This is a genomic window from Paludibacterium purpuratum (genome assembly GCF_004363805.1).
Taxonomy (GTDB): domain Bacteria; phylum Pseudomonadota; class Gammaproteobacteria; order Burkholderiales; family Chromobacteriaceae; genus Paludibacterium; species Paludibacterium purpuratum.
The window spans coordinates 1-22,962 of the sequence record NZ_SNZP01000021.1 but is presented as its reverse complement, the minus strand read 5'-3'; the positions used below and the strand labels follow the sequence as shown (position 1 = coordinate 22,962).

At 61.4% G+C, this 22,962-nt stretch carries 23 protein-coding genes; 17 read left to right on the top strand and 6 right to left on the bottom strand.

Going from position 1 to position 22,962, the window contains the following annotated elements; translation table 11 throughout:
- Positions 1–4: 4 nt before the first annotated feature.
- The 7 genes from gspL (at position 5) to DFP86_RS18585 (ending at position 8,075) form a co-directional block, all read left to right on the top strand.
- Positions 5–1,165, top strand: a complete 1,161-nt coding sequence (gspL, locus tag DFP86_RS18615; RefSeq protein ID WP_133684124.1) for a type II secretion system protein GspL — start codon at positions 5–7, stop codon at positions 1,163–1,165.
- Positions 1,162–1,659 carry a type II secretion system protein GspM gene (gspM, locus tag DFP86_RS18610; RefSeq protein WP_133684122.1) on the top strand — a complete coding sequence of 166 codons (498 nt, stop codon included), beginning with the start codon at positions 1,162–1,164 and terminating at the stop codon, positions 1,657–1,659. Before gspL ends, gspM begins: the two co-directional genes overlap by 4 nt.
- A gap of 272 nt (positions 1,660–1,931) precedes the next feature.
- Positions 1,932–3,077, top strand: coding sequence for a glutamine-hydrolyzing carbamoyl-phosphate synthase small subunit (gene carA / locus DFP86_RS18605; RefSeq protein ID WP_208108403.1), 1,146 nt, complete (start codon positions 1,932–1,934; stop codon positions 3,075–3,077).
- A gap of 21 nt (positions 3,078–3,098) precedes the next feature.
- On the top strand, positions 3,099–3,749 hold the full coding sequence (gene leuE / locus DFP86_RS18600) for a leucine efflux protein LeuE (RefSeq protein WP_133684120.1): 651 nt from the start codon (positions 3,099–3,101) through the stop codon (positions 3,747–3,749).
- A 32-nt stretch (positions 3,750–3,781) separates the two neighbouring features.
- Positions 3,782–7,006 carry a carbamoyl-phosphate synthase large subunit gene (gene carB / locus DFP86_RS18595; RefSeq protein WP_133684118.1) on the top strand — a complete coding sequence of 1,075 codons (3,225 nt, stop codon included), beginning with the start codon at positions 3,782–3,784 and terminating at the stop codon, positions 7,004–7,006.
- Positions 7,007–7,147: 141 nt separating this feature from the next.
- Positions 7,148–7,624: a transcription elongation factor GreA gene (greA, locus tag DFP86_RS18590; protein ID WP_133684116.1), complete on the top strand. Its 477-nt coding sequence runs from the start codon at positions 7,148–7,150 to the stop codon at positions 7,622–7,624.
- A 13-nt stretch (positions 7,625–7,637) separates the two neighbouring features.
- Positions 7,638–8,075 (top strand): DUF4149 domain-containing protein, encoded by a 438-nt coding sequence (locus DFP86_RS18585; RefSeq protein ID WP_133684114.1) that lies wholly within the window; start codon positions 7,638–7,640, stop codon positions 8,073–8,075.
- Positions 8,076–8,103: 28 nt separating this feature from the next.
- On the opposite strand, the gene DFP86_RS18580 is transcribed toward DFP86_RS18585, so the two are convergent.
- Complete coding sequence (locus tag DFP86_RS18580) at positions 8,104–8,430, bottom strand: YhbY family RNA-binding protein (protein WP_133684112.1); 327 nt, start codon at positions 8,428–8,430, stop codon at positions 8,104–8,106.
- Positions 8,431–8,501: 71 nt separating this feature from the next.
- Between DFP86_RS18580 and rlmE the strand changes: the two genes are divergently transcribed.
- The 4 genes from rlmE to glmM all read left to right on the top strand — a co-directional run bounded on the left by rlmE (position 8,502) and on the right by glmM (position 13,510).
- Positions 8,502–9,119, top strand: a complete 618-nt coding sequence (rlmE, locus tag DFP86_RS18575) for a 23S rRNA (uridine(2552)-2'-O)-methyltransferase RlmE (protein WP_133684110.1) — start codon at positions 8,502–8,504, stop codon at positions 9,117–9,119.
- A 263-nt stretch (positions 9,120–9,382) separates the two neighbouring features.
- On the top strand, positions 9,383–11,272 hold the full coding sequence (ftsH, locus tag DFP86_RS18570) for an ATP-dependent zinc metalloprotease FtsH (protein WP_133684108.1): 1,890 nt from the start codon (positions 9,383–9,385) through the stop codon (positions 11,270–11,272).
- A 58-nt stretch (positions 11,273–11,330) separates the two neighbouring features.
- Positions 11,331–12,179 carry a dihydropteroate synthase gene (gene folP / locus DFP86_RS18565; protein ID WP_133684106.1) on the top strand — a complete coding sequence of 283 codons (849 nt, stop codon included), beginning with the start codon at positions 11,331–11,333 and terminating at the stop codon, positions 12,177–12,179.
- Positions 12,179–13,510 (top strand): phosphoglucosamine mutase, encoded by a 1,332-nt coding sequence (gene glmM, locus DFP86_RS18560; RefSeq protein WP_133684104.1) that lies wholly within the window; start codon positions 12,179–12,181, stop codon positions 13,508–13,510. Before folP ends, glmM begins: the two co-directional genes overlap by 1 nt.
- Before the next feature lie 44 nt (positions 13,511–13,554).
- Here the strand turns inward: glmM and alr are convergent, their stop codons facing one another.
- Positions 13,555–14,628 carry an alanine racemase gene (gene alr / locus DFP86_RS18555; RefSeq protein ID WP_133684102.1) on the bottom strand — a complete coding sequence of 358 codons (1,074 nt, stop codon included), beginning with the start codon at positions 14,626–14,628 and terminating at the stop codon, positions 13,555–13,557.
- A 108-nt stretch (positions 14,629–14,736) separates the two neighbouring features.
- Between alr and DFP86_RS18550 the strand changes: the two genes are divergently transcribed.
- Positions 14,737–15,390: a DedA family protein gene (locus DFP86_RS18550; RefSeq protein ID WP_133684100.1), complete on the top strand. Its 654-nt coding sequence runs from the start codon at positions 14,737–14,739 to the stop codon at positions 15,388–15,390.
- Positions 15,391–15,410: 20 nt separating this feature from the next.
- Here DFP86_RS18550 and DFP86_RS18545 read toward each other — a convergent pair whose 3' ends face one another.
- Positions 15,411–15,740 (bottom strand): FKBP-type peptidyl-prolyl cis-trans isomerase, encoded by a 330-nt coding sequence (locus DFP86_RS18545; RefSeq protein WP_133684098.1) that lies wholly within the window; start codon positions 15,738–15,740, stop codon positions 15,411–15,413.
- Positions 15,741–15,891: 151 nt separating this feature from the next.
- Between DFP86_RS18545 and DFP86_RS18540 the strand changes: the two genes are divergently transcribed.
- Positions 15,892–16,674, top strand: coding sequence for a DUF2189 domain-containing protein (locus DFP86_RS18540; RefSeq protein ID WP_133684096.1), 783 nt, complete (start codon positions 15,892–15,894; stop codon positions 16,672–16,674).
- Positions 16,675–16,722: 48 nt separating this feature from the next.
- Positions 16,723–17,673 carry a D-2-hydroxyacid dehydrogenase gene (locus DFP86_RS18535; protein WP_133684094.1) on the top strand — a complete coding sequence of 317 codons (951 nt, stop codon included), beginning with the start codon at positions 16,723–16,725 and terminating at the stop codon, positions 17,671–17,673.
- Between the two features lie 6 nt (positions 17,674–17,679).
- Here the strand turns inward: DFP86_RS18535 and DFP86_RS18530 are convergent, their stop codons facing one another.
- Positions 17,680–18,150 carry a DUF1841 family protein gene (locus tag DFP86_RS18530; RefSeq protein ID WP_133684092.1) on the bottom strand — a complete coding sequence of 157 codons (471 nt, stop codon included), beginning with the start codon at positions 18,148–18,150 and terminating at the stop codon, positions 17,680–17,682.
- 51 nt (positions 18,151–18,201) lie between these two features.
- Between DFP86_RS18530 and DFP86_RS18525 the strand changes: the two genes are divergently transcribed.
- Positions 18,202–18,684 carry a glutathione peroxidase gene (locus DFP86_RS18525; RefSeq protein WP_133684090.1) on the top strand — a complete coding sequence of 161 codons (483 nt, stop codon included), beginning with the start codon at positions 18,202–18,204 and terminating at the stop codon, positions 18,682–18,684.
- Here the strand turns inward: DFP86_RS18525 and trmB are convergent.
- Together trmB and DFP86_RS18515 are read right to left on the bottom strand one after the other, a co-directional pair.
- Entirely contained in the window at positions 18,681–19,364 is a 684-nt protein-coding gene (gene trmB / locus DFP86_RS18520; RefSeq protein WP_133684088.1) for a tRNA (guanosine(46)-N7)-methyltransferase TrmB, read from the bottom strand. The two genes, DFP86_RS18525 and trmB, sit on opposite strands and share 4 nt — an antisense overlap.
- A gap of 35 nt (positions 19,365–19,399) precedes the next feature.
- Positions 19,400–20,293 (bottom strand): NAD-dependent epimerase/dehydratase family protein, encoded by an 894-nt coding sequence (locus DFP86_RS18515; protein WP_133684086.1) that lies wholly within the window; start codon positions 20,291–20,293, stop codon positions 19,400–19,402.
- A gap of 35 nt (positions 20,294–20,328) precedes the next feature.
- Here DFP86_RS18515 and DFP86_RS18510 point away from each other — a divergent pair, with 35 nt between their 5' ends.
- Both DFP86_RS18510 and DFP86_RS18505 read left to right on the top strand, forming a co-directional pair.
- A complete protein-coding gene (locus tag DFP86_RS18510) occupies positions 20,329–21,357 on the top strand; it encodes a CDP-6-deoxy-delta-3,4-glucoseen reductase (RefSeq protein ID WP_133684084.1) in 1,029 nt (342 codons plus the stop codon).
- 508 nt (positions 21,358–21,865) lie between these two features.
- Positions 21,866–22,962, top strand: a 1,097-nt coding sequence (locus DFP86_RS18505) for an arginine deiminase (RefSeq protein ID WP_133684081.1), incomplete at its 3' end; no start/stop codon positions are given.

The window sequence follows — 22,962 nt, the reverse complement described above, 5'->3', positions numbered from 1 at the left end:
CGTCATGTCTGTTCTGAGAGTTTATCTGCCGGCCGAATCCGTCGATGCCGAATGGCGCTGGGCGCTGAGTAGTGGCCTGGGCGCCGTGCTACGGGAGGGCGATGGCGATGAGCCGCCGCCGCCCGCCGACGATTGCGAACTGGTGCTGGCCGCCGGCCTGTGCCGTTTCGCCGAGCCATCCCTGCCGCCGGGCGCGGCGCGGCAAGGCGAGTCGGTACTGGGTTTTGCCCTGGAGGAGGGGCTACTCAACGCGCCGGAGGAAAATCGTTACAGCCTGCAGTCGACTGGACGGGCGCCGCAGGTTTGCCTTACCGCGCAGGCGCCCCTGCGCCGAATCATGGCGAGTCTCTCAGCGGCGGGGCAGAGCGTGACCCGGATCGTGCCGGAGGAACTGTGCCTGCCCGAGCCGCCGGCGGACGGTTGGACATTGGCGCGCTTGGATAGCGGTTGGGCGCTGCGTTTGGGCTACCACCGCGCCTTGTGCGTGCCTTTGCTGGGCGATGCCCTGTGGCACGATCTGCGCGCCTGGGCATCGCCCGCGCAAATCCTGCTGTGCGGCGATGCACCCTTGCCGGCCGCCCTGCAGGACTTGCCCGTAACGCATCGGGCACGGCCGGATTGGCGCACGGCTGCGGTCGACCCGGCATACGATTTTGCCGCCGGGCGCCGGCGTTGGCGTCAATTCGGCCGGCAATGGCTGCGTATCGCCCGTCAAGCGGGGATGGCGTTGTTGGCGTTGGCGTTGCTCGATTTGACCTTGTCGGCCGGCGAGCTGGGGTGGCTACGTTGGCAACAGTGGCGGATGGTCGATGGCATGACCGAGGCAGCCGGACGCATGGGTGTTCGTCAGGCTGTTGGCGAAGACGTGCTGAACCAGGCGCGCCGGCAACTGGCGGTCGAGCGCACACGGCATGGCTTGGCGCAGGATGGCGATTTCCTGCCGATGTTGGTGGCGTTGCAACCGGCGTTGACCGAACAGGGGGCGCTGCGTCGGCTACGTTATCGCCACGGCGAACTGACGGTCGAGGGCGAAACGCTGCCGGCCGAGGTTGCGCCGGCGCAGCGTAGTCGCCTGGCCGCACAGGGCTGGACGGTTACCGTGCCGGCCCCCGGTCAGGTGACGTTGCTCTTCGCCCCGGTACGACGAGAGGGGGCGCGGCCATGAGAATGACAGTTGGGCAATGGCGGCCGGCTGCCGCGGCAGTGCGGCGCGTCGGCAAACCGCTTGGCCGCGTCTTGTGCGTGTTGCTGTTGGCCGCGCTGCTGCTGCGCTTGGTTTGGTGGCCGTTGTGGCAGGCTGTCGAACAGGCGCGCCAGGCTCAGTTGGCGCAACGGGTCGATGCCGATCGGATGGCGGCATTGGCCAAGGAATGGCGCGCGTTGCGCTCGCAGCCGCCGGTATCGGTCGTGCCCGCCGCTCGGGTATCCGTCTTGCTAACCGAACGCGCCAATGCGCTCGGCCTGGACACCGACGATTGGCAGCTGATGCAGGAGGCGCACGGCGTCAGGCTACGCGGCGAGGTCGGTTTTGATGCCTGGCTCGCGTTACTGGCCGATTTGCAGGCAAGCCACAGTGTGCATGTGATCGATCTGCAGCTGGAGCCGGCCAGTACCGGCCGGGTGCATGTCGATGCGGTATTTCAGGGAATGGGGGAGTAAGTAGACCGTCTCCGTTGGCGTGCCAAAGGTCGTCTTTGCTGATTTTTATGTCGCAAAAATGTAATTGACGGTTGCCAGAAACTGCCGAAAGCCATATGATGATTAGGTTTGGCAAAACGGGACGAGCGCGTGGCGCCAGTCCCGTTATTCATGTCAGACGATCAGAAAAAGACTTAGAGCCTGTTTACGACCCCCTTGAGCGTAGCGTGCGTTCGCGTCGCAACGCACGGTCTCCAAAAAGCGCGTAAACAGACTCGTATCAGGAGCAAGCCGTGTCTGCAACAACCGCCGCGATTCTCGCATTGGCCGACGGCAGCCTTTTCTCAGGGCACGCCATCGGCGCCACAGGCCTGACGGCCGGAGAGGTGGTATTCAATACCTCCATCACGGGCTACCAGGAAATCCTTAGCGACCCGTCATATTGTAAGCAACTTGTCACTTTGACGTATCCCCATATCGGAAACGTCGGCGCGAATTCGGAGGACAACGAATCTCGCGCCGTTTTTGCATCTGGGCTCATCGTTCGCGATGTGCCGCTGTTGCATAGCAACTTCCGAGCCGGACAATCGCTGTCCGACTACCTGATCGAACACAAGGTGGTGGCGATTGGCGGCATCGACACCCGACGATTGACGCGTATCCTGCGCGAGGGCGGCGCCCAGTCCGGCGCTATCATGGCAGGCCAAATCGACGCCGAGCGCGCAATCGAACTGGCGCGTGCTTTCGGTTCGATGGCGGGCCAAGATCTGGCGCGAGTCGTCAGCTGCGACACGCCGTACGAATGGGACGAAGGCGAATGGCGCCTAGGGCAGGGTTACGTAGCGCGGCGCGATATCGCGCGCCATGTGGTGGCCTACGATTTTGGCGTTAAGCACAACATTCTGCGCATGTTGACCGAACGCGGCTGTCGGCTGACCGTGGTGCCGGCCACCACCTCCGCCGACGAGGTCCTGGCGCTCAAGCCGGACGGCGTGTTCCTGTCCAACGGTCCGGGCGACCCCGAGCCTTGCGACTACGCGATCCAAGCCATCCGCCAATTGCTTGCGGCGCGCATGCCGCTGTTCGGTATCTGCCTGGGGCATCAGCTGCTGGCGTTGGCTTGCGGCGCCACGACCCGTAAGATGAAATTCGGGCACCACGGTGCCAACCATCCGGTGCAGGATCTCGACAGCGGGCGGGTGATGATCACCAGCCAGAACCACGGTTTCGATGTCGACGAAGCCTCGCTGCCGGCCAATGTGCGCGTCACGCATCGCAGTCTGTTCGATGGGACGGTACAGGGCATCAGCCTGACCGACCGCCTGGCTTTCGGTTTCCAGGGTCACCCTGAAGCAAGTCCCGGTCCGCAGGACGTGGCGTATCTGTTCGACCGCTTCACTGTGGCCATCGATCAACAGCGCGCCCGTACCCGCGCCTGACGACACGATAAGGAGAACCGGATGCTAGGGATTACCGACCTGACAACCTATGTAATCGGCGTGATCGTGATCGTGCTGTTGCCGGGGCCGAACTCGCTGTATGTGCTCTCGGTCGCGGCCCAGCGCGGCATCCTGCAGGGCTTTCGCGGCGCCTGCGGTATCTTCGTCGGCGATTCGATCTTGATGACGCTGGCAGCCACCGGCGCGGCCGGGCTACTCAAGGCCAATCCGATGCTGTTCGCGGTCATCAAATACGCCGGCGGTGCCTACCTGACCTGGCTCGGCATCATGATGCTGCGTGGCGGTCTGCGCGGTTGGCGCATGCGAGGGCGGGAACTGCCCGAGGCGACGGTGCCGGCCATGGCACTGTCCCGGCCTTTCACTCGTTCGCTCGGCATCAGCCTGATGAACCCCAAGGCCATCTTGTTTTTTGTGTCGTTTTTCGTGCAGTTCGTCGATCCGGCCTATCCGTATCCTGCGCTGACCTTCCTGGTGCTTGGCGCCATTTTGCAGTGCTTCAGCGCGCTATACCTGTCGACGCTGATTTTTACCGGCACTCGGCTTGCGCAAACCTTCCGACGCCGACAGGGGTTGTCGGCGCTGCTCAAGGGCGGGGTGGGTACCCTGTTCCTCGGGTTTGGCGCCAAGCTCGCACTGGCGAGCCTGAGTTGACATAACAGACAAAAAAACGACGAGCGTGAACCATGCCAAAACGTACTGACATTAAAAGCATCCTGATTATCGGCGCCGGCCCGATCGTGATCGGCCAGGCGTGCGAATTCGACTACTCCGGCGCACAAGCCTGCAAGGCGCTCTCCGAGGAGGGCTACCGCATCATCCTGGTCAACTCCAATCCGGCGACCATCATGACCGACCCGGAGATGGCCGACGTGACCTACATCGAGCCGATCAACTGGCCCGTGCTGGAAAAGATCATCGCCAAGGAACGGCCAGATGCGCTGTTGCCGACCATGGGCGGTCAGACCGCGCTCAACTGCGCGCTCGACTTGGCGCGCAATGGCGTGCTGGAGCGCTACGGCGTCGAACTGATCGGCGCTTCGGAAGATGCGATCGACAAAGCGGAGGATCGCGGTCGTTTCAAGGAAGCGATGGAGAAGATCGGGCTCTCCTGCCCGCTATCCTTCGTTGCCGAATCCATGGAGGAGGCGCTGGCGGCGCAGGCGCAGGTCGGCTTCCCGACCTTGATCCGGCCGAGCTTCACCATGGGCGGCTCCGGCGGCGGCATCGCCTATAACCGCGAAGAGTTCGCCGCCATCTGCGAGCGCGGCTTCGAGGCGTCGCCGACGCACGAACTGTTGATCGAACAATCGGTGCTCGGTTGGAAAGAGTACGAGATGGAGGTGGTGCGCGACCACAAAGACAACTGCATCATCATCTGTTCGATCGAAAACTTCGACCCGATGGGCGTGCACACTGGCGATTCGATCACTGTGGCGCCGGCGCAGACGCTGACCGACAAGGAATACCAGTTGATGCGCAACGCATCGATCGCGGTATTGCGCGAGATCGGCGTCGATACCGGCGGTTCCAATGTGCAGTTCGCCATCGATCCCCGTGACGGTCGCATGATCGTCATCGAGATGAACCCGCGTGTGTCGCGTTCCTCCGCCTTGGCATCCAAGGCGACCGGCTTTCCGATCGCCAAGGTGGCGGCCAAGCTGGCGGTGGGGTATACGCTGGATGAATTGAAGAACGAGATCACCGGCGGTGCCACGCCGGCTTCGTTCGAGCCGACGATCGACTACGTCGTGACCAAGATCCCGCGCTTTGCCTTCGAGAAATTCCCGCTGGCAGACGACCGTCTGACGACGCAAATGAAGTCGGTGGGCGAGGTGATGGCTATCGGCCGCAGCCTGCAGGAGTCGATGCAGAAGGCGCTGCGCGGCCTGGAAACCGGCCTTGCCGGCTTCGATCCCCGTTCGGTCGATGCCGAGGAGATCCGCCATGAATTGGGCGCGCCGGGGCCGGATCGCATCCTGTTCGTCGCCGATGCCTTCCGCATCGGCATGAGCCTCCCGGAAATCCACGAAGAGTCGAGCATCGACCCGTGGTTCCTGGCGCAGATCGAGGATCTGGTGCATGAGGAGCGGCGGTTGAGCGGTCATACGCTGGCCGGCCTGGATCGCGAGCAACTGTTCCGCCTGAAGCGCAAGGGCTTCTCCGATGCACGTCTCGCCGTGTTGCTGGGCGTGGCGCCCGCCGATGTGCGCGCGCGTCGTTGGGCGCTCGACGTGCGGCCGGTATACAAGCGGGTCGATACCTGCGCGGCCGAATTCGCCACCTCGACCGCCTACCTGTACTCCACCTACGAGGAAGAGTGCGAGGCCGCGCCAAGTGCCAAGAAGAAGATCATGGTGCTCGGCGGCGGGCCGAACCGCATCGGCCAGGGCATCGAATTCGACTACTGTTGCGTGCATGCGGCGCTGTCCTTACGCGAGTCCGGCTTCGAGACCATTATGGTCAATTGCAATCCGGAAACCGTGTCGACCGACTACGACACCTCCGACCGGCTGTATTTTGAACCGTTGACGTTGGAGGACGTGCTGGAGATCGTGCACGTCGAGCAGCCGTTCGGCGTGATCGTGCAGTACGGCGGCCAGACGCCGCTCAAGCTCGCGCGCGCGCTGGAGCATTATGGCGTGCCGATCATCGGCACGACGCCCGATATGATCGACGCTGCCGAGGATCGCGAGCGCTTCCAGAAAATGTTGCGCGAGCTTGGACTCAAGCAACCCGAGAACCGCACGGCAAGAAGCCCCGAAGAAGCCCTGCGGCTGGCGGCCCAGATCGGTTACCCGTTGGTGGTGCGACCGTCTTATGTGCTGGGTGGCCGGGCCATGGAGATCGTGCATGCCGAGTCCGACTTGGAGCGTTATATGCGCGAAGCGGTCAAGGTGTCGAACGACAGCCCGGTGCTGCTGGACAGCTTCCTCAACGATGCCATCGAGGTCGACGTCGACTGCGTGTCCGACGGCGAGCGCGTGGTGATCGGCGGCATCATGGAACACATCGAACAGGCCGGCGTTCATTCGGGCGATTCGGCGTGCTCGCTGCCGCCGTTTAGCCTGTTCCCGGCACTGCGCGACGAGATCCGTCGCCAGACCGTGGCTATGGCGCGCGCGCTCAACGTTGTCGGGCTGATGAACGTGCAGTTCGCCATCCAGCGCGAAGAGATCTATGTCCTGGAAGTCAATCCGCGGGCCAGCCGTACCGTGCCGTTCGTCTCCAAGGCCACCGGCGTGCCGTTGGCCCAGGTGGCGGCACGTGCCATGGCCGGGATTTCGCTGGCCGAACAGGGTATCGAGCGCGAGGTGGTACCGAGTTACTATTCGGTCAAGGAGGCGGTCTTCCCCTTCATCAAATTCCCCGGTGTGGATACCGTGCTCGGCCCGGAGATGAAGTCCACCGGCGAAGTGATGGGCGTGGGCAAGACTTTTGCCGAAGCCTTCGTCAAGAGTCAGCTGGCTGCCGGCGATGTGTTGCCCAAATCCGGCAAGGTGTTGTTGTCGGTACGCGACACTGACAAGAATGGCGTGATCGAGGTGGCGCGCGAGTTGCAGCGGCTAGGTTTCGGCGTCTGCGCGACCCGCGGCACGGCCAAGAGCCTGCTCGATGCCGGCATCGTCGTGCAGCGGGTCAACAAGGTGACCGAAGGCCGTCCGCATGTGGTCGATATGATCAAGAACGGCGAAATCGCTCTGGTGGTGAATACTGTGGCCGAAAAGCGGCAGGCGTTGCAAGACAGCCGTTCGATCCGCCGCTCGGCGTTGCAGGCGCGCATTCCGCTGCATACCACCTTGGCCGGCGCCAAGGCGGTTTGCCTCGGATTGGCGCATGCCGCCGATTTCGATGTCTACAGTGTGCAAGCGCTGCATGGCTTGCTTGCAGAGCAAATCGACGTTCGATGACCCTGGCATGATGTCGGGCTTTGAACGCTGGACGATTTGCCGTTACAATCGTCGTGAAAAGTGAAGCAAGCCAAGCCGCCGTCCCGTACGGCGGCTTGTGTTTTTGATGATGGCGGGCATTCCGCCGCTGGAGAGTAAAGAATGAGTAAAGTCCCGCTGACTGTGCGCGGCGCTGAAATGCTGAAAGATGAGCTGCAACGCCTGAAGAGTATCGAGCGCCCCGCCGTGATCGAGGCCATCGCAGAAGCGCGTTCGCACGGCGACTTGTCGGAGAATGCCGAATACGACGCCGCCAAGGAGCGCCAGGCATTCGTCGAGGGCCGTATCGCCGATCTGGAAAGCAAGCTATCGAATGCTCAGGTCATCGATCCGACGCTGTTGGATGCCGAAGGCCGTATCGTGTTTGGCGCCACTGTGGCGTTGATGGACCTGGAAACCGAGGACGAGGTCGCCTACCAAATCGTCGGCGACGACGAAGCCGACATCAAGCTCGCCAAGGTTTCGGTTAATTCGCCGATTGCCCGTGCCTTGATCGGCAAGGAAGCCGGTGACGTGGCCGAGGTGATGGCGCCCGGCGGCGTTCGCGAATATGAAGTGCTGGACGTGAAGTACATTTGACGCGGAGGCGGCCATGGACGGCTTGAGGGCAGTAGCCAAAACCTTCTGGATCGGCGGCATGTGGGCAATCGGCATTCTGGTGACGCCGGCCTTGTTTGCCCTATTGGATCGCACGTCCGCCGGCATGGTGGCCGGCCGGCTATTCCAGTCGATCGCCTGGGTCGGACTCGTGTGCGGCACCTTCCTGCTGGTGCACATCATTTGGCGCGAAGGGGTGCGCGGTCTGAAAAGCGCCGCGTTCTGGCTGGTGTTCGCCATGCTGGTGTGCACGGTGATCAATCAGTTCGCCGTATCGCCGATCATCGCCAACCTCAAGCAGCACATGAACCACGCCGCCGAGGGGTTGTTCGGCGGCGGTTTCGGAACCTGGCACGCGATTTCCAGCCTGATCTATCTATTGCAGAGCCTGATGGGCCTGGTGTTCGTGGTGAAAGCGGACGGCGGGAAATGATAAAGGGCCCCTTGGGGCCCCTTGTGGATCAAGGCGCTGCTTTCAGCGCCTTCTTGCTTTTCGGCAGCACGATGCGCTGCTTGTCGGACGGACGCCACACGACCAGCAGTTTGCCGATATGCTGCACCGGTGCGGCACCCAGCTCGTCGCAGATCTGCTCGTACATGGCGAGGCGCACATCGCGGTCGTCGCCCAGGACGCGGATCTTGATCAGTTCGTGAGCATCCAGGTTGACGGCGATTTCGCGCATCACCGATTCGGATAGGCCCTGGTTGCCGATCATCACGACCGGGTCGATACCATGGGCCAGTCCCTTGAGATATTGGCGCTCAAAGGGGGCGAGTTCGATTTTCATGTGTGGGTAAAATCCTGACTAAAAGGGGATTTTACTAGAATTAAGAACCTCTGCGGAAGAGTTATCCGGTTATGAAACGAAGCAAATCCAGCAACGCTTGGTTGCAGGAACATGTCAACGATCACTATGTGCATATGGCACAGAAAGACGGCTACCGAGCCCGCGCGGCGTATAAACTGCTTGAGATCAACGAGAAGGACAAGTTGATACGGGCGGGTACGGTGTTGGCCGATCTGGGCAGCGCCCCGGGTAGTTGGTCGCAAGTGGCGGCACGGATCGTGGGCGACCATGGGCGCGTATTCGCGCTGGATATTTTGCCGATGGATCCGGTGGCAGGGGTGGATTTCATCCAGGGCGACTTCCGCGAGGACGAAGTGCTCGCGCAGTTCGTCACGCTGTTGGGTGGGCGCGAGCTCGATCTGGTGATCTCCGATATGGCGCCGAATATTTCGGGCATGAGCAGCATCGACCAGGCGCGCAGTTTTCTGCTGAACGAACTGGCGCTCGAATTTGCGCGCGATCATCTCAAGCCAGGGGGGCATTTCTTGGTCAAGGTCTTCCAGGGTAGCGAGTTCCAAGCCTACATGAAGGCGATGCGCGAGCTGTTCGCCGAGGTGGTGACCCGCAAGCCGAAAGCGTCGCGTGATCGCTCGACGGAGGTTTACCTGCTGGGCAAGGGGCGGCGCTGATTGCCGCCGCAGCCCAAACGGTGCGCTACGAAACCAGATTGAACCGGTGCTTGCAATTTGCTTGCCCCAACCCCATATGCCAAAGCAGAGTATTTTTCCGGTATGTCGTGTGATGTTTGCGCAAGCGCCCGCATGCGGGCAAAAGCCCGGTGGCGATGAACCTGCGGCTTTCTGACAGGGTCTACGCTGACATCGGACGCGCCGGGAGTTACAATCCGAATCAATCGGAAACCAGCAAGTAGGGCACAGAGGAGTCCGCGCTAGTGAACAATATCGGCAAAAATATCGCCATCTGGATCATCATTGGTGTTGTGCTGATGACGGTTTTCAATCAGCTCAACAAAAAGCAGGAAACGCAGGATCTGGTTGTCTATTCCCAGTTCATTAGCGATGTCGAGTCCGGCAAGGTCACGACGCTGACCATCGAGGGCAACCCGCTACGCGGCCAGTGGCTCAAGGGCAAGCGTACCGATGGCTCGACCTTCACGACCTACGCGCCCTATGATCCGCAACTGGTCGACGATCTGATCAAGAATAACGTGCGCTTCGCCGCCAAGCCGGAAGAAGAGCCGAGCATGCTGATGAATATCTTCATCAGTTGGTTCCCGATGCTGCTGTTGATTGGCGTGTGGGTGTTCTTCATGCGCCAGATGCAGGGCGGGGGCAAGGGCGGTGCGTTCTCGTTCGGCAAGAGCAAGGCGCGCATGCTGGATCAGGATAGCAACACCGTGACCTTCGCCGACGTTGCCGGTTGCGACGAGGCCAAGGAAGAGGTGAAGGAAATCGTCGATTACCTGCGCGACCCGAGCCGCTACCAGAGCCTCGGTGGACGCATTCCGCGCGGCATCTTGCTGTGCGGCAGCCCGGGTACCGGTAAGACCCTGCTGGCCAAGGCCATCGCCGGCGAAGCCAAGGTGCCGTTCTTCAGCATTTCCGGTTCGGACTTCGTTGAAATGTTCGTCGGTGTCGGTGCCGCCCGTGTGCGCGACATGTTCGAACAGGCCAAGAAGAGTTCGCCCTGCATCATCTTCATCGACGAAATCGACGCTGTCGGTCGCCAGCGTGGCGCCGGTCTCGGCGGCGGCAACGACGAGCGCGAGCAGACGTTGAACCAGCTGCTGGTCGAGATGGATGGTTTCGACACCAACACCACGGTGATCGTGATTGCCGCCACCAACCGCCCGGATGTACTGGATCCGGCGTTGCAACGCCCGGGTCGTTTCGACCGCCAGGTGGTGGTGCCGCTGCCGGATATCCGCGGTCGCGAGCAGATCCTGTCGGTTCACATGCGCAAGGTGCCGTTCGCCGCCGACGTCGAAGCCGCCATCATCGCGCGCGGCACGCCGGGCTTCTCCGGTGCCGATCTGGCCAACCTGGTCAACGAGGCCGCGCTGTTTGCCGCTCGCCGCAACAAGCGCCTGGTGGATATGGAAGACTTCGAGGCCGCCAAGGACAAGATCATGATGGGCGCCGAGCGCAAGTCGATGGTCATGAGCGAGGACGAAAAGCGCAACACCGCTTACCATGAGTCCGGCCATGCCGTGGTGGCCAAGATGCTGCCCAAGACCGATCCGGTGCATAAAGTCACCATCATTCCGCGTGGCCGCGCGCTTGGCTTGACGATGCAACTGCCGGAAGAAGACCGCTACGCGTACGATCGTCAATATCTGCTCAATCGTATCGCCATCCTGTTCGGCGGTCGTATCGCCGAAGAGTTGTTCATGAATCAAATGACCACCGGGGCCTCGAACGACTTCGAACGCGCCACGCAGATGGCACGCGACATGGTGACCCGCTACGGGATGTCCGATCGCCTTGGTCCGATGGTGTACGGCGAGAACGAGGGCGAAGTGTTCCTCGGCCGTTCGATCACCACCCACAAGAACCTGTCCGAAGCCACGATGCAGCTGGTGGATCAAGAAATCCGCCGCGTCATCGACGAACAGTACGGTCTGGCGCGTTCGCTGTTGGAACAGAATCGCGACAAGGTCGAGGCGATGACCGCCGCGCTCCTGGAGTGGGAAACCATCGATGCCGGCCAGATCAATCAGATCATGGCAGGCGAAGCGCCCACACCGCCGCAAGGCATGGCAGGTCTTGCCAAGCAGGACAATCCGCCGCCATTGGGCGATCTAGCTCCTGCCGCTTCCTGATACTTCATCCAACCGGCTGGCGGGTTTTCCTGCCAGCCTTTCCATTTGTACCTCGACCATGATGCAATGCGGCCGTTTTCGACTTGATCTGTCCCGCCCCCAGGTGATGGGCATTCTCAACGTCACGCCGGATTCGTTTTCCGACGGTGGACGCTACCGCACGCTCGACGCCGCGTTGGCGCAAGCAGAGCGTCTACTGGAGGAGGGGGCCGATTTACTGGATATCGGCGGCGAGTCGACACGCCCCAATGCCCCGTTCGTTAGCCCGCAGGAAGAGATGGATCGGGTTCTGCCGGTGCTCGAGCGGCTGTCGGGCGCGCCGGTGCCCTTATCGCTGGATACTCGGCGTAGCGAGGTGATGCGCGCCGCGTTGGCCATCGGCGTCGATCTGATCAACGACGTGTCGGCGCTGGAAGACCAGGGCGCCCTGGCACTGATGCACGATTGCCAGGCCGGAATCTGCCTGATGCACAAGCAGGGCAACCCCGATAGTATGCAGCACGATCCAAGCTACCAGGACGTCGTGACCGAGGTCGGCGATTATTTGCGGCGCCGCGTGTCGCTGTGCCTCGATGCGGGTATCGCGCACGAGCGGCTGCTGGCCGATCCGGGTTTCGGTTTCGGCAAGACCCTGGCTCACAATCTGGCGCTGCTGGCCGCCTTGCCGGCTATTGCGGCGCGCGCCGGTGTCCCGCTATTGGTGGGGCTGTCGCGCAAGTCGATGCTGGGCGCCATTACCGGCGAACAGGTGGCCGCCGAGCGCCTTGGCGCCAGCGTGGCCGCGGCGCTGGAGGCGGCGCGGCGCGGTGCGGCGGTGATCCGGGTGCATGACGTCAAGGCGACACGCCAAGCGCTACAGGTGCTGGCGGCGTTGCAAGAATCATCTACAGAGCAGGATGGATACTAATGTCTCGTAAATATTTTGGTACCGATGGCGTGCGTGGCGAGGTGGGACAATTTCCGATCACGCCCGAGTTCGTCCTCAAGCTGGGCTATGCCGCCGGTCGCGTATTGGTCAATCATGATCGCGATCAGCACCCGACCGTGCTGATCGGCAAGGACACGCGCATTTCCGGCTATATGCTGGAAGCCGCGCTGCAAGCCGGCTTTACCGCGGCCGGCGTCAACGTTCTGCTGACCGGTCCGCTGCCGACGCCGGGCATCGCCTACCTGACGCGCGCGCTGCGCTTGTCGGCCGGGGTGATGATTTCGGCATCGCACAACCCTTTCCACGATAACGGCATCAAATTTTTCGCCGAGGGTGGCATCAAACTCGACGATAAGATCGAACTGGAAATCGAGGCGATGCTGGACGAACCGCTGGAGACCAAGCCGTCCACCGGCCTGGGACGTGCGCGTCGCATCGAGGGCGCGGCTGAACGCTATATCGAATTCTGCAAGAGCAGCTTCCCCAACGACCGTAATCTGAAGGGGCTGAAGCTGGTGGTCGACTGTGCCCACGGCGCCACCTACCACATCGCTCCCAAGGTATTCCACGAGCTGGGCGCCGAGGTCATCGTCATCGGCGGCGATCCCAACGGTTACAACATCAACGACAAAGTCGGCGCCACCCATACTAAGACGCTGCAGGCCGCCGTGCTGCAGCACGAGGCGGATTACGGCATCGCGCTCGACGGCGACGGCGACCGTCTGATGATGGTCGACCGCCATGGCCGGGTGTACGACGGCGACCAGTTGATTTACGTGATCGCCAAGGCGCGCGTTGCGCGTGGCGAGCTCAAGGGCGGCATCGTCGGCACCGTCATGACCAATATGGGCATGGAACTGGCGTTGAAGCGTCAGGGCGTCGAGTTCGGACGCGCCAAGGTCGGCGACCGCTATGTATTGGAAATGCTGCATGCCAACGGCTGGCAAGTGGGCGGCGAGGCGTCCGGCCACATTCTATGCCTCGATAAGCATAGCACTGGCGACGGCATCATCTCCGCGTTGCAGGTGCTCGACAGTCTGCATGAGTTGTCGGCCGATCTGGCTTGCGTCTGCGGCGATTGGCAGCCGTTCCCGCAAACGTTGATCAATGTTCGTCTGAACGGACAGGACTGGAAACGGGCCGCACAAAGTATGCTAGAGCAGGCAGAGCGGGCATTGGATGGCCATGGCCGAGTGGTGCTGCGTCCTAGCGGCACCGAGCCGGTCGTGCGCGTGATGGTCGAAGCCGACGCGGCCGATCTGGCCGAAAAATGGGCGCGAGCGATCGCCGGCGCGATTGAAGGAAAATAGCAAGCAATGCGGCGCGGATGCGCCGCATTGCTTCGCGCGCAGCATTACCGATAGAGCTTCGGGACGCGCAGGGTGACGCCGCACATCAATTCGTAGGCGATCGTGCCGACCGAGGCGGCGACGTTTTCCAATGGCACCTCCGCACCCCACAGCACCACACGGCTACCGATGCCGGCATGCTCGATGTGCGTCAGGTCTACCGCCAACATGTCCATCGACACGCGGCCGACGGTACCCGATCGCACGCCGCCGATACTGACCGGCGTGCCGTTGGGCGCACTGCGCGGATAGCCGTCGGCATAGCCGCAGGCCACGATGCCGAGCCGGATCGGTTTGTCGGCGGTGTAGCAGCAGCCATAGCCGACGTTATCGCCCGGTTGCAGGTGCTGCACGGCAATGATGTCGGCCGACAGGGTCATGGCCGGAATCAGCCCGAGATCGCGGCCGGTCTGGCCTTCGAACGGCGAGCAACCGTAGAGCGTAATCCCCGGTCGGATGCGTTCGCAATGCGTATGCGGGTAGCGGAATACCGCGGCGGAGTTGGCGGCGCTGATCGGTAGGCCGGTTTCGCGGGCGATCGGCTCGAAACGTTGCCATTGGTCTGCCACGCCGCGCTCGTCGTCGGCGCTGGCGAAGTGGGTCATCACGGTGCTGAGCGTGACGTCTTGCATATTGCGCAGTTGTTGCGCGGCCAGGCGGACTTGGCGCGGCTGGAATCCCAGGCGGTTCATGCCGCTGTTGACCTTAAGCCAGGCGTCGAAGGCGCCGTGCTTGAAATGGCCGTCCGCCAGCCAGGCGAGTTGATGTTCGCTATGGATGGCGCCGGCGATGCCGTGGGCGGCCATCAGCAGGGTTTCCTGCTTCTCGAACGGGCCTTCCAACAGAGTCAGCGGTTGGCGGATGCCGGCCTTGCGCAGCGCCAGGGCGTCTTCGAGATTCAGCATGGCGAAGCCGTCGGCTTCGTCGGCCAGGGTTTGCGCAACTTCCAGCGAGCCGTGGCCGTAGGCATTGGCCTTGATGACGGCATAGGCAAGGCTACCCAAGGCTTTGTTGCGCGATTGACGGTAATTGTGTTTGATGGCGGAGAGATCGATCTCAACGCGGATGGGGCGAGTCATGTTCGGGATATGGTCTCAAGAGGTGTGTTATTATATTCCGCTCTTGCCTCGCTGGGGCATTGTCCATCAGCATTTTCTTGGTATGAGGGCGGAGTCAGGCAACGGTAGATGGATATTCTTCAGATTCTGATCGACTTCTTTACCGGCTACGGCTATTTGGCCGTGTTCACGGTGCTGTTGTTGTGCGGCTTCGGCGTACCGATTCCCGAGGATATCACGCTTGTGGCGGGTGGCATCATTTCCGGCCTCGGCTATACCGACGTTCACACCATGTTCGTTATCGGCATGCTGGGCGTATTGGTCGGCGACGGTGCCATGTTTTTCCTCGGTCGCAAGCTCGGCAAGCGTGTGCTGAAGTTCAAGCCTATCGCCCGCATTTTAACGCCGGCGCGCTTTCGCGGCGTACAGCAGCAGTTTAGCCGTTATGGCCACTGGGTGCTGTTTGTCGCCCGCTTCCTGCCCGGTTTGCGCTCGCCGATTTTCATTACCGCCGGTATGACGCGCCGTGTGCCTTACTGGCGATTCCTGCTGCTCGACGGCTTGGCCGCGCTGATTTCCGTGCCGCTCTGGGTCTATATGGGCTACTTCGGCGCCGCCAATCGCGACGTATTGCTGACCTGGATCCATCGCGGGCAAGCCAGTATCCTGACCCTGGCCGTGGCCGCGGTGTTGCTCGGCATCTATCTGATTCGGCGCGCGCGCAAGAAGCGTGTGGCGCGCACCGCCAAAATGACATCGCCCGCCAAAGCGGGCGACGAGTGAGTCGAGACGGTTCGCACCGCTCAATCGACTTGTAGCAACTCCACTTCGAAAACCAGCACGGCATTGGGCGGAATCACGCCGCCCGCGCCGCGCGCACCGTAGCCCAATTCGGCCGGAATCGTCAGTTTACGCACGCCGCCGACCTTCATGCCGACAACACCTTGATCCCAGCCCTTGATGACATGGCCTGCGCCGAGCGGGAAGGTGAACGGCTGGAAGCGATCCTTACTGGAATCGAACTTGGCGCCGTCGAGCAGCCAGCCGGTGTAGTGAACGGTGACTTCCTTGCCCGGGGTAGCTTCCTCGCCTTCGCCAACCGCGATGTCTTCGATGATCAGTTCTGTGCTCATGTCGTTTCCAAATGATGTTGAATCTGCGATGCGGATTGTAGCAGGCGATAGTCCGCATGATGAATTTTCCGGGTTGTTTTTCCGGCTGCGGGGTTATAAGAATGATACAGAGAGTCGTTCTCAGTTGAGGATTGCCAACCCCGGAGGTGCCATGGACCTGATTCATGATTCCGTAACCGAACACATCGTCATTCGCCAAGTGGCGCCAAGCCGCATTCGCTTCTGGCTCGCCCAGGCGATCGAGGATATCCGCCGCGCGCCAGCCGATTCGTTGTTCTACGGCGCATTGTTCGTGCTGATGGGCTATATCCTGACCTACTACTTCACCACTTCGCCAGCCTACATGCTCGCGTTGTCCACGCTGTTTCTGCTGGCCGGCCCTTTCCTGGCCATTGGCCTGTATGATCTGGCACGCCAGCGCGAAGGGGTGAAACGACATGAACGCGTCGCGCTGCGCCATAGTTTGGTGGCCTGGCGCGGCAACATTCAGGGTTTTACCCTTTACGCAGCCTTGCTAGCGGTGATGGCGTTTACCTGGTTCCGTGTGTCGCTACTGGTGTTCGCGTTGTTCTTCGACTATACGGCGCTGCCGTCGCTAGGCGATATCCTGACGGAGTTGTTCGATCCGCAGAATCTGGTTTTCCTGCTGGTCTATTTTGCTTCCGGTTTTCTGTTCGCCTTGGTGACGTTCGTGGCCAGTGCCATTGCGGTGCCGATGATGCTGGATAAGGATGTCGATACGGTGACCGCCATGATCACCAGTTTCATGGTGGTGCAAAAGAACCCCAAGACAATGGCATTGTGGGCCGCTATCATCGTGGGGCTGACCGGTCTGGGACTCTTGACTTATTTTGTCGGCCTGCTGATCGTTATGCCGATCATCGGCTTGGCCACCTGGCACGTCTATCGCGATACGGTCTCTTACGAACATTGACGGTGGTCACGCCCTCGGGGCGGGCCGCCCGCCCTGAGGTGTAGGTGTATGACCACTCGGATGGTTTTTCTCGATCGGAACAGTCTGCCGGTTCCGCTGCCCGATTTTCCTTTCCCGCATCAACTGATCGACTATGAGGAAACTGCGCCCGAGGCGCTGCTCTCGCGTTGCATCGACGCCGAGGTGCTGATCGTCAACAAGGTTCGGCTGGGGCGCGAGCTATTGCAGCAATTGCCCCGGTTGAAATTGATCGCCGTGGCGGCCACTGGGGTCAATAACGTCGACCTGGGCGCCTGCCACGATCTCGGTATTTCGGTGTGCAACGTCCGCCATTACGGCGACGAGACGGTCGCCGAGCATGCTTTCATGCTGCTGTTGGCGCTGTTTCGCAATCTGCCGCACTACTTGCAGTCGGTGCGTAACGGCGAGTGGTCGCAGTCGCGCCAGTTCTGCCTGTATGACGCACCGCTGCGCGATCTGGCCGGAAGTTGCCTAGTGATTGTGGGGTCGGGCGGCATCGGTCAAGCGCTGGCTACCCGGGCGCGCGCTTTCGGCATGAACGTGCAATTCGCCGAACGCCGGGGGCGCGGCACGCCGCGGGCGGGGTTCTGTACCTTCGAGGAAGGGCTTTCGCGCGCCGATGCGCTGTCGCTGCACTGCATGCTGACGCCGGAAACCCGTGGCTTGATCGGGGCGGCGGAGTTTGCGGCGATGAAGCCCGGCGCGATCCTGATCAATACCGCACGCGGCGAACTGGTGGACGAGCCGGCTCTGCTGGCGGCATTGTGTAGTGGCCGCCTGGGTGGTGCCGGGCTGGATGTATTGAGTCAGGAGCCGCCGATCCCGGATGCCGAACTGCCGGTTTGCCAGCTGTCCAATCTGATCGTGACGCCGCATGTGGCCTGGGCCAGTCAGCAGGCGATGACCCGGCTTGCTCGCCAGGTGGTCGACAATGTGGCGGCCTTCCTAGCCGGCGAGCCACGCAACCTGGTGGTTTAACGCCTGTCAGAGCTCATCCAGCCGCGGGCGCGGCGTGTCTTCCGCGCTCAACCCTAAGCGAGCACGCACCGCGTTCAGGTAGACATTGACGTCGGGGGGCGTCTGCGCGCGCTGAGCCTGCCAGATCATCTCCGCCAGGCAGTCCATCATCGCATGCTGGGCCGCGTGCTCGTCGCCCAGGCGCAACGCGAGCTGCGCATAAAGCGAGCGGATGCCGAACGGTTGATCGATCGAGCGTTGTTCCTCGATCGCCAGGTGCAGACTCATGTGCAGAAAGGGGTTGGTCTGGCCGAGTTCGGGGGGCCATTCCTGTTCCAGATATTGCTCCGGATGATCGACGATTGCCTGGTATTCGGGATGGGCCATCAGGATGGCAAGCGTCTGGCGCTCCAAATCTCCCAAAGTTTCTTGCGCTTTGTGCTTTGACCAGATATCAAAAAAAAAGCGACGCGCGTCTTGCCGGCTTGGGTTGAACATGAAGACGACCTGAGATAACGGAAACAGAATTATACGCGATGGAGGTATCCCATGCCCACGTTCCATGACTTCAGTGCCGAGACTGGCAGTGGTGATGTCCAGGCGATGTCGTACTATGCCGGTCGAGTGGTGCTGGTGGTCAATACCGCCAGCGAATGTGGCTATACCAAGCAATATGCTGGTTTGCAGGATCTGCAGCAGCATTTCGCCCAAGAGCCCTTCACGGTATTGGCCTTTCCCTGCAATCAGTTCGGCGCGCAGGAGCCAGGCAGCGATCAGGAGATCGCCTCTTTTTGTCGCACGCGCTTCGCGGTGACGTTTCCGCTCATGGCCAAATGCGAGGTCAACGGTGCCGGGGCGACGCCGCTGTGGCAGTGGCTAACCCAGGCGGGCAGTAGCCATCCACAGCCGGTGAAGTGGAACTTCACCAAGTTTCTGATCGATCCGCAGGGGCGCTTGGTGAAGCGTTTCGAGCCGGCGGTCGAGCCGCACGAAGTGGTTGGCGACATCGACCGACTGCTCAGACGGCGTTAGCGGCGTTTGAAAATCACATCCCACACGCCGTGGCCGAGACGAATGCCGCGTAGCTCGAACTTGGTCAGCGGGCGGTAGTCGGGCCGCGGCGCAAAGCCTTCCGCAACGCTATTGCCCAACAGCGGCTCCTGGCCGAACACGTCCAATATCTGCACTGCGTATTCTTCCCAATCCGTGGCGGCATGCAGGTAGCCGCCCGGGCGCAGCTTGGTCGCCAATTTGGCGATCAGCGGCGACTGGATCAAACGGCGCTTGTGATGGCGCTTCTTCGGCCACGGGTCGGGGAAGAAAATGTGGATGCCGTCCAAGCAACCATCGGCCAGCATATGGTCGATCACCTCGACCGCATCGTGGCGGATCAGGCGCAAGTTGGAGAGCCCTTTCTCGTCGATCAGCTTGAGCAGGTTACCCACACCAGGCGAGTGCACCTCGATGCCCAGATAGTCGCGGTCGGGGTTATGCTCGGCGATTTCCGCCGTGGCGGTGCCCATGCCGAAACCGATTTCCAGAATCTTCGGCGCTTCGCGACCGAATGCCTGGGTCAAATTCAGCATGGCCGGCCGATAGTCGATGCCCCAGCGCGGCATGCCTTCGTCCATGGCGCGTTTCTGCGCCGCCGACAGATGACCTTGCCGCAGAACGAAGCTGCGAATATGCCGTTGAAAATCCGGGTTTTCCATCGTATTGACCGTCAAAAATCCAAAAACAGGTGATGTTACCGAAACTTGTCGCCGAGGGCGAGGGCATCGTCGGTTGTGGCGAGAAACGCGCGTGCCGAGCGGTGGCGTAGTACGTCGCCCAGTTCGCGTTTGAGCCGGTCGTTCTTGATGCGACGCGATTCGGCGAGAAACGACGCCTGCATCGGGCTTAGCGTCTGCAACAGCGCCGCAAGCGGCAGCCTGGGCGGTCGGGGCAGGGCGAAGCGGTCTGCCAGCAGATCGAACCAGTCGCCGAAGCGCAGCGGTTCGTCGTCGCAGGCATTATAAATGCGGATGCCGCCCTTGCGACGCAGGGCGCGCGCGCACAGCCTTGCCAGATCATCGGCATGGATGTGATTGCCGAAGCCATCGTCCGCGGCAATGGCGGCAGGCGTGCCGGCACGCAGGCGGTCGAGCGGTAGGCGATCTTCCGCATAGATGCCGGGCGCGCGCAGAATCGTCACCGTCATCGGCCAGGCAGCCGCGTGGCGCAGCAGCTTTTCGGCGGCCAGTCGGCGACGCGCGCGCGCGGTGCGGGGGCGGCAAGGCGCACACTCGTCGATCCATTGGCCGCCATAGTCGCCGTACACGCCTGAAGTGCTGATGTAGACCAGTCGCTGTGGTATGCTGTTGGCTTTTCTTAACGCAGACAATAGGTTAAGCAGGCGCGGATCATGCTCTCCGCTTGATGGCGGGGGCGCGGTATACAGAATAGCCTGGGCCAGGGCGGCAAGTCGGCCAAGGCTGTCGGCACGGTCGAGATCGGCGGCGATCGAGCGCACGCCCAGTTCGCGTGCCAGCCGCCGGGCTTCCGGGGTATGTGTCAGCGCCAGTAGGCGCCAGTGGCCGCGAAGCAGGGGGATGGCCCGGCGTGCCACATCGCCCAGGCCAGCTATCAGGAGTGTCTGCATGCTTAATATTTTAGTGAATTCAAGGTAAGGGCAAGATGGTATCTCAAGTCAAAGTGCAACCGAGTGGGCATGTGTTCGATGTCGAAGAGCACGAAACCATTCTTGAAGCGGCGCTTCGCCAGGGCATCGGTCTGCCGTATGGTTGTCGCAACGGTGCCTGCGGCGCATGCCGCGGCAAGGTGGTGAGTGGCGAAGTCAGTACCGAGGGTTATGCCGAGCAGGCGCTATCCGAGCAGGATCGCGTGCAGGGGTATTCGCTGTTCTGCTGCGCGCATCCCAAGGGCGACGTCACGATCGAGGCCAATGAATTGACCAGCGCCGGGCAGATCCAGATCAAGACATTGCCCTGCCGGGTCGAGAGCATCGAAAAAATCCACGACGTTGCCGTGCTGCGCTTGAAACTGCCTGTGTCCGAACGTCTGCAGTTCCTGGCCGGCCAGTATATCGACATCTTGATGAAGGACGGCAAGAAGCGCAGTTTCTCCATCGCCAACGCGCCGCACGACGATGCCTTTATCGAATTGCACATCCGCCACCAGCCAGGCGGTTCGTTTTCCGAATACGTGTTCCATCAGATGAAGGAGCGCGAGATCATGCGCTTTAAGGGGCCGATGGGTTCCTTCTTCCTGCGCGAGGACTCGGATAAGCCGATCATTCTGGTCGCCAGCGGTACCGGCTTTGCGCCGATCAAGGGCATCGTCGAACATGCCTTGTTCACCGGCTGCCAGCGTCCGATCGTGCTGTACTGGGGCGCGCGCACCAAGCCCGACCTTTATTTGTCGGCCTTGGCAGAGCGCTGGCAGGCCGAGCAGCCGGCCTTGTTCCGTTATGTGCCGGTGCTGTCCGAAGCGAGTGCCGCGGATGCCTGGAGCGGTCGTACCGGCTTCGTGCATCAGGCCGTGCTGGATGACTTTGCCGATCTGTCCGGCCATCAGGTCTATGCCTGCGGTGCCCCGATCATGGTCGAGGCGGCGCACCGCAGCTTCACCACCGAACGAGGTTTGCCGGAAAGCGAATTCTTCTCGGATGCCTTTTTCCTCTCCAAGGACATGCTGCCCAAATAAAACGCGGCTTTTTTGTCTTGCCCAAATGCGACCCGGAATATCTGTTTCGGGTCGTTTTTTTTGTGGGGTATCGCGACCTGATGAGCGCCACTTCCCGTTTCTTGCTAAACGGGCGTGTGCCGCCGTGTCGGCGATGCGGATAGGAGGCGACGGGTGGGTTTGTGGTGTTAAGTTTTTGAAAACATGTGCTTATTTTTGGTTTTTTGCAACGCAGCAAGTGCCATCGGGTGAGTCATTGTTTTAATTTCATTTCCATCTGTTTGGCATAAATATGAGATGGATCAACCCGGAAAACCCCCTGTGGTTGCTAAGGTGGCGTAGATGCCTGGCTATCTTACTGTTTAATTATTTAATAATATTTACGGCATGAACATGTGCTGGAAGCTCACTCCAGAGGCATGTCCCGCCGGCGCGCAGGGTGTCCGCCGGCCGCAATCCACACCCCGCGAAGCGGTCGCCGGGCGGTGACCGTCAAAACCAATTTGGATGCAAGTCCAAGGAGTGCAACATGACCAAGTTTGGTGTCCATTCTGAATGCGGCAAGCTGCGAAGCGTAATCGTCAGCCGTCCCAATCTGGCCCATAAACGGCTGACCCCGGCCAACTGTGACAGCATGTTGTTCGACGACGTGATCTGGGTCGAACGTGCCCAGCAGGACCACGCCTTTTTCGTCGAGCAAATGCGTTCGCGCGGCATCGAGGTCATCGAGCTCATGGATGCGCTGGCCAAGGTGATGGATGACAAAGCCGGCCGCGCCTGGGTGCTGGATCGCAAGGTCAAGCCCGACAATGTCGGCATCGGCATGCAGAAGGAACTGCGCGCTTGGCTGGACGAAATGCCGTCCGCGCAACTCGCGGAACATATGATCGGCGGTATCGCTAAATTTGAATTGCCGTTCGACGCCAAGGGCCTGTTCGGCGGCTATCTCGATCGCTCCGATTTCGTCTTGCCGGCGGTACCGAATATCCTGTTCCAGCGCGATACCAGCTGCTGGATGTACGAAGGCGTGACCCTCAACCCGATGTACTGGCCGGCTCGCCGCCAGGAAACCCTGCTGCTGCAGTCGGTTTACCAATTCCACCCGTACTTCGCCGGCAAGGTGAACGTATGGTGGGGCGACAGCGACAAGGATTACGGCCTGGCGACGCTGGAAGGCGGCGACGTAATGCCGATCGGCAACGGCGTGGTCCTGATCGGTATGGGCGAACGCACCAGCCCGCAAGCTGTGGTACAAGTAGCGCGCAATATCCTCGGTAAGGAAGGCGGCGCAACCCGCGTCATCGCCTGCCAGATGCCGAAGAGCCGCGGTGCGATGCACCTCGACACCGTCTTCAGCTTCCTGGATATCGATCTGATCTCGGTGTTCCCGGACGTGGTCGACGAAATTGTCTGCACCAGCATGTACGCTGGCGACAAGGTGGGCGATGTGCGTTTCGAGCGTCACGAAGGCAAGCATCTGCTGGAAGTGGTGCGCGAGGCGCTGGGTCTGAGCGAAATCCGCGCACTGGCAACCGGCGGCGACGCTTACCAGCGCGAACGCGAACAGTGGGACGACGGCAATAACGTGGTGGCGCTGGATCGCCGCGTGGTGGTGGCCTACGACCG